Below are 13,227 nucleotides of genomic sequence, written 5' to 3'. Positions count from 1 at the left end.
GTTTCCATTGAAATCGCCATGCACCACACGGGGTCTGGACAATGTCAATGGAAATCGGCACGCGCCCGGCCGGAGTCAGCACCCGGTGAAGGTCACCGGCAGGGCCGTCAGCCCGCGCATCCACACCGAGGGGCGCCACACCAACGCATCCGGCGCCACCGCCAGCGCCACGTCCGGCAACCGGTCCAGCAGTACCTCGATGCTGGTCGTCGTGATAAGTCGCGCGATTTCCTGTGCGGGGAAAGGACATCCGTGCTCGCCGTGGCTGAACGACAGGTGCGCCTGGTTGCCCACCGTGCCCGTGCCGCAGTCCGGGCGCACCAGCGGGTCCGTGTTCGCCGCGGCCAGCCCCAGCACCAGCAGGTCACCCTCGCGGATCCGCTGACCGCCCAGCCAGGTGTCCTGGGTTGCCCAACGGCCGACGAAGTTCTGCGTCGGCGTGTCCTCCCACAGCACCTCGTCGAGGGCCTGGCCGACACTGCGGCGACCGCCGGAAAGGGTGACCGCGAACCGCTCGTCGGTGAGCATCAGCCGGATCGCGTTGCCTATCCAGTCCGATGTGGTCAGATAGCCCGCGCCCATCGTGACGAACAGGTCGGTGGCGATTTCATGGTCGGTGAAGCCCACCGGGTGCGCCTGCAGGAACGACGGCACGTCGCGGCCGGGATTCCGGCGCTTCTCCTTGGCCAGCTTCAGCATCCGCGCGACGATCCGCTCGTGAGCCTGGATCGCCTCCTCCCCCTCTTCCCCCGAGCGCGCTACATCCCGGATCAGGGGCGGCGCCTCGTCCTCCCGCAGTCCGTAGATCTTCAGCAACGCCAACAAGGGGATCTGGTGCGTGTACTCGGCGATCAGGTCGGCTTCGCCGCGCCCGGCGAAGCCGTCGATCAAGCGGTCGCAGATCCGCTCGACCTGTGTCCGCAGCTCGAATTCGTCCACATCGGCCAGTGCTTCGGCGAGCGCACCACCGCGCCTGCGGTGCTCGTCGCCTTCGGTGAAGGCCACCGACGGCTGATACGCGACGTAAGGCCGCAGAGACCAGTCGTGCGAGACCGCGTTCCAGCAGTTCCAGCGGCGGGAGTCGCGGCCGAACAGCCCGGGGTTGCTGGTGACGTGGTGGACCTCGCGATAGCCGAGCACGCACCAAGCCGGCACGCCACCCTCCAGCAGTACCGGTGCCACGGCTCCGTGCTTGCGCCGCATTTCCCGGTAGACCTGGGCGGGGTTGTTCTGGAACCGCGGACCGTAGAGCGTCGCGGCGTCAGCGTGCGGATCGTCGGCAGGTGAACGGTGGGGGCTGATCACGGCGTTGCCTCTCGGGCGGACGACAGGGCGTAGAGGTGTTCGACGAGCCCGACCAGCACGGCCTTGCTGGACTCCCGGTCGCGGGCGTCGCAGTCGACCAGCGGCACGTCTGGCGACAGGTCGAGCGCGTCGCGCACCTGCGCCAGGCTGTGCGCCGGTTCGCCGAACTTGTTGCGGGCGACGATGAACGGGGCCCCACGATGCTCAAGACGGTCGATGGCGTACCAGGAATCGGCCAGCCGCCGGCTGTCCACCAGCACGACGGCGCCCAGCGATCCGCTGAACAGCTGGTCCCACACGAACCAGAACCGCTCCTGGCCCGGCGCGCCGAACAGGTATAGCACCAGCCGTTCGTCCAAGGTGATGCGGCCGAAGTCGAAGGCGACCGTGGTGGTGGACTTGCCACCGACATTCCCCGCTTCGTCGATGCCGACGCCGGCCTGCGTCATGGCCTCCTCCGTGCTCAGCGGCCGGATCTCGCTGACCGAGCGCACCATCGTGGTCTTGCCGACGGCGAACCCGCCAACGATCACGATCTTCAGGCCGTCTGCCGCGGTGTCACGCAGCGGAGCGCGATCAGATGTTGCGAAGTCCAACGAGCACCTGCTTCAGGAAATCCGGGGCGGGAATTGGCGCCTCGATGCGGGTCGAGGACGGGTGACGTGCGGTGATCTTGCCCATGTCGAGCAGGTCGCCGAGCAGGATCTTCACCACGCTCACCGGCAGCCCCAGATCCGAGGACAGCTCGACCACGGCCACCGGTTCGCGGCAGAGCCGCAGGATCTTCGCGTGCTCGGACTGCATGCCCGGGCTCGGATCGCATCCGCTCACGATCAACGTCACCAGGTCGAAGATGTCCTCGGCCGGGCGGCTGCGGCCACCGGTGACGGTGTAGAGCCGATCCGGGTCTTCGTTGTCGATCAACCGCCTGGTCATGAAGCGTCGGCCGGATGGGCGTTGCGTGGCGGGGAGCTGAGGTATTCCCCGATCTGCTCCACCAGTTCGTTCATGTTGTGCCCGATGACGCCGACGTCCGCGTCATCGGCGGCCAGCACGGCGAGATGCGCGCCCACCCCGGCTTCCACGATGCACAGCACGCCGCCGTAGAACTCGGTCATGGACTGGCGGACCCCGCCGCTGCCGTCGCCGAACTCGACCGAGGCCCCGTAGGACAGGCTTTGGATCCCGGAGGATATGGCGGCCAGCTGATCCGCCTGATCCACCGACAAGCCGGGTGTGCAGCAGAGCTTGAGCCCGTCCTTGGACAGCACCAGGGCATGCCGGCTGCCCGGCGTCCGGTCCAGCAGGTTCTCCAGCAACCAGTCGAGGTCACGAGTTGTCGTGTTCATCGCGGCTGTGGGGCGGTGTGCCGGACTACCGGCACCGGCCCGCGCCTCCAATCTGTTGTCCTGGGCGGCAAGGCCGTCATGGGGTGTCGTTGTCCGAAGTGGACGATGGTCCGGAGCGGACGTTGCGGAAGGCACCGAACCGCGCGCCGGCATCGAGGCGCGGCCGGTCCGAAGCGGGCGCCTTTGGCATAGCGGCTGAGCGCGCAACGGCCAGGGTCTGCCCACGGCGGCGCTTCGGCAGCGCGTCCGGCCCTCCATCGGATTCGGGCGCGGGTTCGGCGGAGTGCGCGGCGACCGGCGCGGCTGGAGTTTCGGGCGCGAGGCGCGGGGCGGGCGCCGGGTCCGGCCGGGGCTGCGTGATCAGCTGCCGGGGGATCATGACCACCACGCCGGTGCCGCCGCGCGAAGAGGGCCGGAACGAGACGGCCAGGTCGTACTTGCGGGCCAGCCGGCCCACCACGGCCAGCCCGAGCCGGGTGCCGGACATCGCGGTCGGGTCGGGCGGCTCCGCCGACACGGCACGCTCGGCGCGGGTCAGCGTGGCAGCGCTCATGGCCAGGCCGCTGTCCTCGATCCGGACGACGACGCCCGTGTGGATCTCCTCCACGTAGACGTGGACCTCCTCGGTCGGAGGTGAGAAGCGGGCGGCGTTGTCCATCAATTCGGCGAGGGCGTGCATAACACCTTCCGCGGCGTAGCCGACGACCGCGACGGTGCTGGTCGAATGGAGCCGGATCCGCTGGTAGGCGCTGATCCGTCCCATCGCGCCCCGCAGCACGCTCTCCATCACGATCGGCTTGGTCCAGCGCCGGCCGGACCGGGCACCGGTCAGCACCGCGACGCTGTCGGCGAGCCGACCTGCCTGCGCCGTGCTGTGGTCGAGCTTAAGCAGATCGGCGAGCACGTCCGCGTCGTGCCGCTCTTCCATCTCGCGGAGCTCGGCAAGCATGCTGGTCGCCAGCGCCTGCATGCGACCGGCCGCGTTGGCACAGGTGGACATGGCCGCCGCGCGCATCCGTTCGCCGGTACCGAATTCGTCCGCCACCGCCCGGATGACCCGCCGATGGGAGGCACCGAAGGAGTGCGCCGCGTCGTCGGCAGCCAGATCCGCGGCGGCCCCGTCGCGGACTCGCCGCGCCACGGCCGGAAGCACCTCGTCGGCGAGCCGAACGGTGTCCGCCTCGATCGCGGCGGCACTGGCCCGGCCGCGACGAGCTGCCTGGATGCCGTGAACCGCGACGCCCACGGCGACACACAGCAGAACAGACAGCGCACCGCCGTACCAGGCCACCAGGTCCTGGAAGTCGGTCGGGACGGCGTGGGACACCCACAGACACGCGCCACCGGTGACGGTCACTGCGAGCAGGCACGCGCGCAGGGGCATGCGCCACGGCGGGATATGGATCGACATCAAACAGGTCCTTGTTGGCCGATCGGTAACGGAGGCAATCCACGATAATAACGGATATCGCCCGTTCAGTTACCCACAGTTGGGGGAATAGTCAGGTATGACCGCCGTCCTGCCGCCACCGTGGGCGATTTCAAGGGAAACCGGCAGGCCGATGTCCCTTGAAATCACCGGCCAGGCGTCGACCGATCCGGTCCTCTTGGCACCAAACAGTGATCGACTCAACAACGAGCCGACGACGTAGCCGAACGGGGCATATTCCCTGTTCAGGCCGGTCACAATCACGAAATAAACGGACATATCGCCCTGGTACGGTGGCGAATGTGCCCGAGACGATCGCAGCGCGTGCCACCCAAGCCTCGGGCCGGAGCAACCGGAAAATCAGCTGGGACCTGGTACGCACCTGCTGCGTCCTGCTCGTGATGCTGTACCACTCGACTTTCCTCAGCACCTACCTGCACCACGACCTGGCGCCGCGCGGCATCGTCTTCCCCTACCAGGTCGGCGCCAGCCTGCTGCTGGTGATCTCGGCGTATTTCGCCTGCATGACCATCGGCCGCGGCTCCCTGCTGCGGTACTGGTGGGGGCGCATCGCCCGGCTGCTCCCACCGTTCCTCGGCGCCGTGCTGGTGATCTACCTGGTGATGCGCTGGGCGGCGGTCCCGGGCTGGTTCTACCCGAGCGTCAACGACCTGTGGTGGAACCTGCTGATGCTCTGGAACTGGAAACCGGCGGAGTACTGGTTCATCGACGGTTCGCACTGGACGGTTCCGCTACAGCTGATGGGCTTCACCGCGGCCGCGCTGCTGTACCGCACCAGCTGGGGGCACGGTCGGCGGATGATCGTGGTGCTGTGGGCGGCCGTGCTGGTGCCTCTCGCGCAGTGGCCGCTGCGGGTGGCCGATCTGTCGGAGCCCTACCGCACGGTCGTCGACGGCATCGGCATGCACCGCTGGCATCTGTTCGTCGTCGGGGTGGCGATCTGGTTGTGGTCGACCCGGCGCATCGGCCTGCTGCATTTCGCGGCGATGCTGGCCGCCTGCATGCTCGGCCAAGCACTGCACAACTACACCGAAACGCCGGAGGGCCTGATCGCCGACTGGGGCTCGACGGTCGCGGTGTGCGTCGGCATGGTCGTTGTCGCGCTGACGGCGGCCGGGCCGGACTGGAACCGGGTTGTCCCGGCCTGGCTGGCGGGGCGAATCCGCTGGTTCGCCGGGATTTCCTACGGCGTGTTCCTGGTGCACCAGACGATCGGATACATCGTCATGCGAGAACTCGACGAGATCGGCGTCGACCCGACCCTCCAGACCGCCGCGATGCTGATCACCGGCACGGCCCTCGGCTGGGCTCTGACCCACGTCGTCGAGCGCCCCGTGCACAAGTTCCTGATGCGCACCTACGACAGCCTCGCCGCCCGCCGCCGCGCCCGATCGAGTCCTGCGTGAGGGACGCCCTCGACCAAGTCCCACGGCCAAGGGCGTCCCTCACCTGGGAGATCCGCTAGGACCGCCAGGCGGCGACGGTAACTCCCGCAGGGGGCCGCTACCCGCACCGCTCCCCAAACCACGTTTGAAACACTCTCTAGCTAGATTGGGCGGTGGGTCAGGGGGTCGGCGTCGAGCGAGGTGCGCAGTCGGCTCGGGGGTGCGACGTCGGCCCAGCGGCGGACCGCCGCTTCGGCTTCGGTTCGCTGCCGGTCGGGCAGGCCCGCGATCTTGGCACCGTGGTTGCCGCCGGGGACCAGGTAGCTGTACGAGTCGGTGGAACCGGGGCCGAGTTCGAAGGGTTCGGCGCTCCACGGGTCGCGCTCGCCGTTGACGAACATCAGTTTCGCGCCCTCGTGCCGGACCCACGCGTCGACCTGGCGAATCGCGCCGGGCTTGAACTGCATCGGAATGTCGCGGGGCACCAGGTTGCGGGGTTCGCTCAGCCCGCGGTGGTGCAGCAGGCCGGCCAGCGGCCTTTCGGAGACGTCCGGCCAGCCGAGCTGGGTGCCTGCCTGGTAGTAGTACGGCATGTACGGCTCGATGCCCTGGTCGGTATAGAAGGAGAACTTCACGGTCTCGTCGAAAAACGCGTAGATCTCGTCGGTGCTCGCGGTGGTCGCCGGGATCTTGGCGCAGTCCTGCTGGCCCCGGTACTGCCAGAACGCGAACGGCGCGTCGAGCACGACCATCTCCAGACCCCGATCGATGTCGCCGATGATCCGGCCGAAGGTCAGCCTGTTCGCTTCGGCGTGGGCCTGGAACTTCGCCAGCATCTCGCCGCGCCTGGTCAGCGCCTCCCGCTGCACCGCGCTCAGCGCATCGCGGCAGGCCGGGTCGGTGCCGACGCCGGCCAAGAACTCGTCGTAGCGGTCCCGGTCGTTGTCGACGTCGTTGGGAGCCACGTAAGCGACCGTGCCGGCCACGTCGCCGGGGTAGAAGCGGCGGTGGTAGACCGCCGTCATGCCACCCTTGCTAGCCCCGGTCGTGAGCCATTCCTGCCGGTAAATGCCGCGCAGCGCGGAGATCACCCGGTGCTGGTCGGTGGCCGCCTGCCACATGTCCAGATCGCTCCAGTCCGCGGGCACGGGCCGGGACGGGGTGAAGAACCGGTGCTCCAGGTTGACCTGGTTACCGTCGACCAGCTGTGTCGGCTCGGTGCGGGTGACCTTGCCCGGCAGTTCGTAACCGGTCGTGTAAAGCACTGTCGGCCGCTCGATGTCCCGGTGCAGCAGGGTCAGGCGCTGCTGGAAATTACCGGCTTCCGGGTGGTGGTGGTCGCTGGGCTGCGTGAAAGTCAGGTCGAAGAGCCGAAATCCTGGTTCGGTGGGACGTTCGCCGATGACGGTGAGGCCCGGAGCCGCTTCCAGCCGGTCGCGGATGTCGGCCGGTGGGGCCGCGCCGCCTGGCGCGCCAACGAGCAGCATGCCGCAGGTCACCGCAATCGTGACCAGACCGCGCCAGTTCATTCCGCCTCCTGCTCTGCCTGAAAGATCACGCTGGGGTAGTTCCGCCCCGGCGCGGCGGGAAGGTTTCGGCGTGTTCTCGCCGTTACCTACTGTGTCAGCTGGAATCCTCGCCGCAGGTAGCCGGAACCGCCTCCCGGAAGGACGAAACGATGCCGAAAGAAGACATGCCGCCGGACGTGCTGGAGCTGCTGTCCCGCCCGAACCCCGCGGTGATCGCCACGCTCAACGCCGCGGGCGGCCCGGTCACGGTCGCTACCTGGTATCTGTGGGACAGCGGGAAAGTGCTGGTCAACATGGACGGCAGCCGCGTCAGGCTGAAGCACATGCGCGCCGATCCGCGGGTTTCGCTGACGGTGCTGGACGGCGCGGACTGGTACCGGCACGTCAGCCTGCGCGGCCGGGTCGTCACCCTGGAGGACGACCCGGACCTGACCGACATCGACCGGTTGTCCCAGCACTACCGCGGGCAGCCGTACCCAGTTCGCGACCAGCCGCGGGTCAGCGCCTGGATCGAAGTGGACAGCTGGCACAGCTGGGGCCGCTGATCGGCCCGCGGGTGGTTGATCCGGCGAACCGGACCAACCACCCACTAGGCAGCGCCGACACGGCCCGGCGAAGGCCGCAGGGTTGGCGATTTCGCGCGCGAAGGCGGCGAACCTGGCGCGGAGCCAGCGGCGATTCCGCGCGAAATCGCCGCTGCCCCGGATCAGGCTCGGCTCGGCTCGGTCTGACCGCGCGCCGCTCTATCCGGCTCGGCGGTCTCCGCCGCACCCTCCGGGACCGGTTCCTCGACACGCTGTTTGGGCAAGCTGACCTGGCCGGACGGCACTTGTCCAGTGTGGACAGCCGCACCGACGTAAGCGTCCGAGCCCTCGCTCGGCACACCGGCCTCGGTGGCCGCCAGGAACGGCTCCGCCGTGGCCAGCACCTGCTGCGCGGCCCGCACCCGCGCCGCGACGTCCTGCCGCATCCGCAGCATCGTCTCCGAGTATTCGTCGGCATCCCGGATCCGCCGCTCCGCTTCCGCGGTGGCTTCCCGGACCCGGCGCTGCGCCTCTTCGCGGCTCTTGCGCTCCCGCTCGGTCTGGATGCGCATCGCCTCTTCCCGGCGCGCCGCCATCGACACCTCGAAGTCGTGCTCGACCTGGGTGCGCCGCTCCTCGGCCTCGACGTCCAGCCGGCGGCGGCTCTGCTCGGCCTCGCGCGCCATCGCCTGGACTTCCTCCCGAGTGCGCGCCAACATTTCGTTGCGCTGCCGCTCGGACTGGCGGCGCCACTCGTCGGCCTCGGCCACCAGCTTCTCGTACCGGTCCCGGAGTTCGGCCGCGGCCTGCTCGGACCGCGCCCACTCGTGCTCGGCGGCGGCCTGCGCGGCGACGAGGACCTCATTCGCCTCGTCCTGCGCGAGCCGGACCAGCCGGCGTAGCCGGTCGGACAAGCCGGCGGCTTCGATCGGCTTGCGCGCTTGATCGTCGAGCTGTTGTTTCAGCGCCTCGACCTCGGCACGCGCCCGGTTGAGCTGCGCCGCCAGTTCGTCGACCTGGCTGAGCGCCGAGTCCCGGTCCTCGGTGAGGAGCCGGATCTCGTTCTCGGTCTGCTGGATGTAGAACTTCACCTGCGACCGACGGTACCCATACCACACCGTGTCGAAATCCGACTTCAGCGGCACCAGTTCGCGATCTTCGTTGTGCCTCACGGTCTCACCCCGGTCCGTTGATCAACATTGCTGGGAGCGAGCCACGCCCCGACGCGGCAAGTCCTTTGTACACCTCAAAAGCGCCCTGCGATGTGCTCCGCTGGGCTGAACCGGTCAGCTGCGAGCACTCTCGGATGCGTGGCACCACGGGTCACTGCGCCCATTGTCCACCGTCACCGCGAACGAGATCAACTGCCCGGATTTCGTTGCAATGCAACGGTCATCCGGTGTTGACCCTCCGGACACCGGGCGGAATCGCCTGCTGGAATCAGGTTTTCGCGTGCGAGCCGAGCACCCGGCCGAATATCGTCTCGATTTCGTCTCGGCTCGGCACCGACTCCCGGACGATGCCCTGCAGCAGCAGGCCGCAGAACAGCACCGACAACGCCCGCCCGATGGCCGGATCGGTGTAGGAGGCGAACAACTGGGCCAGCGCGGTGTCCCATTCCTGGCTGACGTGGCGCAACGCGGGCTTGTGCAGCGCGGCGATGTAGAGCTGGTGCTCGACGATGGTCTGCGGGCGGGCCGGGCCGAGGTAGTGCAGCACCAGGTCGGTCAACGCGGCGGCCAGATCATCGTTGCGTTCCAGGCTGTCGGCCCACTCGCGCAGGTGCTCGACATCGTCGGCGGCGGCCTGCCGCAACGCGCTGGCCAGCAGATCGTCGAGCGTGGCGAAGTAGTAGGTCGTCGACCCCAGCGGAACACCGGCCGCGGCGGCCACGGCACGGTGCGTGAGCTTCTCGACCCCGCGCTCGGCGACGACCGTGATCGCGGCGCGGGCGATGCGCTCGCGGCGGGCCGGATCCTTGCGGCGCGCGGTGGGCGCGGGCTGGGTGGTCGACATGCGCTTCGGCGTTCCTCCCGTGGACTCCACTACTCCATCCAGCCTGCCACGTCGCGTACCCGCGGTGGTGCGGCCCGGGTCACCGCGTCCGCGTTTGTCGGTGTTCATCGCGTTTGCTCCGCCGATTGACCGCGCCCTCATCCCCCGATGATGTACAGATGTACAGGACCGGTGTTAAGGTCCTCGGCAGCACCGCGCCGGGGACGTGAACGTCAACCGCCACCGAATGGACCGCCAGGAGGTGACTTCCGCAGATCGCGGGTCGGTGATCCCCATGCGGCGAATTGCGCGCCGCCGGAGGTGACCGACGGCGCAGACGATGGGTGCGCATTCGGCGACGGCCCGAATCGGATCGCGGAAATGTGGCGCACCGGCGGCAGAACTGCGCATCTGGGCAGTTCGGACGCAACACGCACCATCGAGATCACGGGGAAACGAGCCATGTCGCAAGCTGAGAATCCGGCACCCACGCTGTTCATCGACGGCGAGTGGGTACCAGCCGCTGACGGTCGCACCCGCGAGATCCACTGCCCCGCCAACGGCGAGCTGGTGGTCACCGTCGACGAGGCCGGTCCGGGCGACGCCGAGCGCGCCATCGCCGCCGCGCGCCGCGCCTTCGACGACGGCGCCTGGGCGGCCACCTCGCCGTGGGAACGCGGCGACCTGCTGCTGCGGGTCGGCGACATCCTGGTGCGCGACAAGGCGGAGTTCGCCCGCGCCGAATCGCTGGACACCGGCAAGCGGCTGGTCGAGAGCGAATACGACATGGACGACATCGCCGCGTGCTTGCGCTACTTCGGCAAGATCGCCGGCACCGATGCGGGCCGCATCGTCGCCACCGGCTCGCCGGACGCGATCAGCCGCGTGCAGTATGAGCCCGTCGGCGTGTGCGCCATGATCACGCCCTGGAATTACCCGCTGTTGCAGGTGGCCTGGAAGGTCGCCCCGGCGATCGCGGCGGGCGACACGTTCGTGCTCAAGCCCAGCGAGCTCACCCCCAGCACCGCGATCCTGCTGATGCGCGCGCTGAGCGAGGCCGGGCTGCCCGCCGGGGTTGGCAACCTGGTGCTGGGCACCGGCGCCGAGGTCGGCTCGGTGCTGGCCGAGCACCCGGATGTCGACCTGGTGTCGTTCACCGGCGGCCTGCACACCGGGCGCAAGATCTCGGCCGCCGCAGCCGCGACGGTGAAGAAGGTCGCCCTGGAACTGGGCGGCAAGAACCCGAACGTCGTGTTCGCCGACGCCGATTTCGAAACCGCGGTGGACTACGCGCTGATGGCGGTGTTCCTGCACTCCGGGCAGGTCTGCTCGGCCGGGGCGCGGCTGATCGTGCAGGATGAGCTGCACGACGCGCTGGTAGACGAGATCGTCCGCCGCGCGGAACTGATCCGCATCGGCGGGCCGTTCGACGAAGACGCCGAGACCGGGCCGCTGATCTCGGCCGCGCACCTGGAGAAGGTGGACGACTACGTGGCCAAGTCGGTAGCCGGGGGCGCCGTGCTGCGCACCGGTGGCCGCCGCCCCGAGGGCGAGCGCTACGCCGCGGGCCACTACTACCTGCCGACGGTGCTCGACGAGGTCAACCAGGGCAGCTACGCGGTCACCGAGGAATCCTTCGGCCCGGTGCTGACCGTGGAGCGCTTCACCGACGAGGACGACGCGGTGCGCATCGCCAACGACACGCACTACGGCCTGGCCGGTGCGGTGTTCACCGGCGACCCGGGCAAGGCCCAGCGGGTCGCCAACCGGCTGCGGCACGGCACCGTCTGGATCAACGACTTCCACCCCTATCTGCCGCAGGCGGAATGGGGCGGCTTCAAGCAGTCCGGAATCGGACGCGAACTCGGCCGGGCCGGACTCGGCGAGTACCAGGAGGCAAAGCACGTCTACCAGAATCTGCGGCCCGCCCCGCAGAACTGGTTCTCCGGAAAATAAGGAGGAATTCGCTCCCGACCGCGGCGGTGCCCCACCCACCGCCGCGGGAACGGCGCGGCCGGTCGAGCGGTGCTTTGCTCGAAACCGCCCGAGCCGGCGGTGTTCTTCGCGCGACGCAAAGCGACCACCCGATTCGTCCCCTTCCGCATCCAGCGGAGGTGATCGGGAAAGGAGTTCGGGGCATGAGCGCGCCCAATTACGACGCCGAGCTCAACGAGTTCGGCTACACCAACAAACTGAAGCGAAGTCTCGGCGGGTTCCACACCTTCGCCGCCGGAATCAGTTACATCTCGGTGCTCACCGGCACCTTCCAACTGTCCTACTTCGGCCTGTCCTTCGGGGGCCCCGCCTACTGGTGGTCCTGGCCGATCGTGTTCGTCGGGCAGTTGTTCGTGGCGTTGAGTTTCGCCGAGCTGGCATCGCGGTATCCGATCGCCGGTTCCATCTACAACTGGGCGAAGAAGTTGGGCGGCCGGCATGTGGGCTGGCTGGCCGGCTGGATGATGCTGCTGGCCTCGATCGTGTCGATCTCGGCCACCGCGCTGGCCTACCAGAACACGCTGCCGCAGATCTGGTCCGGCTTCCAGCTCATCGGAGACGGCGGCACCGGCGCCGACCAGGCCGTCAACGGCATCATGCTGGCACTGGTGCTGATCCTGTTCACCACGCTGGTCAACGCCTTCGGCGTGAAGCTGATGGCCCGGATCTACAGCGCCGGGGTGTTCATCGAGCTTCTCGCGGCGGTGCTGCTGATCGTCGCCCTGGCGCTGGCCGTGGTGAACCCGCCGACGATCGTGCTGGACACCAAGGGCACCGAGTCCGCCTTCGGCGGCAACTACCTGAGCGCGTTCCTGGTCGCCGGGATCGCCTCGTCGTACGTGATGTACGGCTTCGACACCGCCGCCTCGCTCGGCGAAGAATCCATCAACCCGCATCGCAATGCTCCCAAAGCGATTCTGCGGGCGCTGGTCGCCTCCTTCGTTCTCGGCGGCCTGATCATTCTGCTCGGCCTGATGGCCACCCGAGATTTCACCGCGCCGCAGCTGGCCGAGAGCGGCCTACAGTTCGTGCTCAACGACGCACTGGGGCCGCTGGTCGGGCGGTTGTTCCTGCTGGCGATCTTCGTGGCGATCACGGTCTGCGTGCTGGCGGTGCACACCGCGGCCATCCGGATCGCCTTCGCGATGGCCCGGGACAACGCCCTGCCCGCCGGGTCGCTGCTGGCGCGGGTCAGCCCGCGCTTCGGGACCCCGATCCTGCCGGCCGTGGTCATCGGCGTGCTCGCGGTGGCGCTGCTGCTGGTCAACATCGGGCAGCCGCAGATCTTCACCGCCGTCACCAGCCTGGCGATCATCCTGATCTACATCTCGTACCTGCTGGTCACCGTGCCGATGCTGGTCGCGCGGCTGCGTGGCAAGTGGTCGGTGCCGAAGGACGAGGCCAAGCGGAACGGCCGATTCAGCCTCGGCAGGTTCGGTTTGCCGATCAACATCCTGGCGGTGCTGTGGGGCACGGGCATGACGCTCAACCTTGCCTGGCCGCGCCGCGACGTCTACAACGCCGAGCCGCCCTTCCACTGGTACCTGCAATACAGCTCGGTCCTGTTCGTCGGAGTCGCGGCGGCGGGCGGGTTCGCGTACTACTGGTTCGTCCAGCGCCACAAGGTCGGCGTGCTCGCCGACCACGCCGCCCAGGCCGCGCCTGGCGATGCCGTCAAGAGCCCGGTTTTCTGAG

Annotated in this window: 13 protein-coding genes; 4 read left to right on the top strand and 9 right to left on the bottom strand. The window is 68.6% G+C overall.

The window, feature by feature from the left end; all coding sequences use genetic code 11:
- Window positions 1-75: 75 nt before the first annotated feature.
- The 6 genes from BJ970_RS20270 to BJ970_RS38000 all read right to left on the bottom strand — a co-directional run bounded on the left by BJ970_RS20270 (window position 76) and on the right by BJ970_RS38000 (window position 4,362).
- Window positions 76-1,305, bottom strand: coding sequence for a cytochrome P450 (locus BJ970_RS20270; protein WP_376775060.1), 1,230 nt, complete (start codon window positions 1,303-1,305; stop codon window positions 76-78).
- A complete protein-coding gene (locus tag BJ970_RS20265) occupies window positions 1,302-1,838 on the bottom strand; it encodes a GTP-binding protein (protein WP_312864456.1) in 537 nt (178 codons plus the stop codon). Before BJ970_RS20265 ends, BJ970_RS20270 begins: the two co-directional genes overlap by 4 nt.
- 43 nt (window positions 1,839-1,881) lie before the next feature.
- Window positions 1,882-2,241, bottom strand: a complete 360-nt coding sequence (locus BJ970_RS20260) for a DUF742 domain-containing protein (protein ID WP_184727695.1) — start codon at window positions 2,239-2,241, stop codon at window positions 1,882-1,884.
- The gene (locus tag BJ970_RS20255; RefSeq protein ID WP_184727694.1) at window positions 2,238-2,654 is read right to left on the bottom strand and encodes a roadblock/LC7 domain-containing protein; all 417 of its coding nucleotides are present in this window, start codon (window positions 2,652-2,654) and stop codon (window positions 2,238-2,240) included. Before BJ970_RS20255 ends, BJ970_RS20260 begins: the two co-directional genes overlap by 4 nt.
- Window positions 2,655-2,730: 76 nt before the next feature.
- Window positions 2,731-4,065, bottom strand: coding sequence for a sensor histidine kinase (locus BJ970_RS20250; RefSeq protein ID WP_246470926.1), 1,335 nt, complete (start codon window positions 4,063-4,065; stop codon window positions 2,731-2,733).
- 69 nt (window positions 4,066-4,134) lie between these two features.
- Complete coding sequence (locus tag BJ970_RS38000) at window positions 4,135-4,362, bottom strand: hypothetical protein (RefSeq protein WP_184727693.1); 228 nt, start codon at window positions 4,360-4,362, stop codon at window positions 4,135-4,137.
- A gap of 23 nt (window positions 4,363-4,385) precedes the next feature.
- On the opposite strand from BJ970_RS38000, the gene BJ970_RS20240 reads away from it, so the two are divergent.
- Window positions 4,386-5,510, top strand: a complete 1,125-nt coding sequence (locus BJ970_RS20240; RefSeq protein ID WP_312864331.1) for an acyltransferase family protein — start codon at window positions 4,386-4,388, stop codon at window positions 5,508-5,510.
- 140 nt (window positions 5,511-5,650) lie between these two features.
- Here the strand turns inward: BJ970_RS20240 and BJ970_RS20235 are convergent, their stop codons facing one another.
- Window positions 5,651-7,018 carry a S28 family serine protease gene (locus BJ970_RS20235; RefSeq protein ID WP_184727691.1) on the bottom strand — a complete coding sequence of 456 codons (1,368 nt, stop codon included), beginning with the start codon at window positions 7,016-7,018 and terminating at the stop codon, window positions 5,651-5,653.
- A 149-nt stretch (window positions 7,019-7,167) separates the two neighbouring features.
- Between BJ970_RS20235 and BJ970_RS20230 the strand changes: the two genes are divergently transcribed.
- A complete protein-coding gene (locus BJ970_RS20230) occupies window positions 7,168-7,563 on the top strand; it encodes a PPOX class F420-dependent oxidoreductase (protein ID WP_184727690.1) in 396 nt (131 codons plus the stop codon).
- 161 nt (window positions 7,564-7,724) lie between these two features.
- Here BJ970_RS20230 and BJ970_RS20225 read toward each other — a convergent pair whose 3' ends face one another.
- Both BJ970_RS20225 and BJ970_RS20220 read right to left on the bottom strand, forming a co-directional pair.
- On the bottom strand, window positions 7,725-8,714 hold the full coding sequence (locus tag BJ970_RS20225) for a coiled-coil domain-containing protein (protein WP_184727689.1): 990 nt from the start codon (window positions 8,712-8,714) through the stop codon (window positions 7,725-7,727).
- A gap of 268 nt (window positions 8,715-8,982) precedes the next feature.
- On the bottom strand, window positions 8,983-9,558 hold the full coding sequence (locus tag BJ970_RS20220; protein ID WP_184727688.1) for a TetR/AcrR family transcriptional regulator: 576 nt from the start codon (window positions 9,556-9,558) through the stop codon (window positions 8,983-8,985).
- 441 nt (window positions 9,559-9,999) lie between these two features.
- Between BJ970_RS20220 and BJ970_RS20215 the strand changes: the two genes are divergently transcribed.
- Both BJ970_RS20215 and BJ970_RS20210 read left to right on the top strand, forming a co-directional pair.
- Window positions 10,000-11,493 (top strand): aldehyde dehydrogenase family protein, encoded by a 1,494-nt coding sequence (locus tag BJ970_RS20215; RefSeq protein WP_184727687.1) that lies wholly within the window; start codon window positions 10,000-10,002, stop codon window positions 11,491-11,493.
- Between the two features lie 182 nt (window positions 11,494-11,675).
- Window positions 11,676-13,226, top strand: coding sequence for an APC family permease (locus tag BJ970_RS20210; RefSeq protein ID WP_184727686.1), 1,551 nt, complete (start codon window positions 11,676-11,678; stop codon window positions 13,224-13,226).
- Window position 13,227: the final 1 nt, after the last annotated feature.

This window comes from Saccharopolyspora phatthalungensis (assembly GCF_014203395.1).
In the GTDB taxonomy this organism is placed as follows: domain Bacteria; phylum Actinomycetota; class Actinomycetes; order Mycobacteriales; family Pseudonocardiaceae; genus Saccharopolyspora; species Saccharopolyspora phatthalungensis.
Note: the sequence above shows the minus strand (reverse complement) of the source record. Positions and strands in the feature narration are given on the sequence as shown.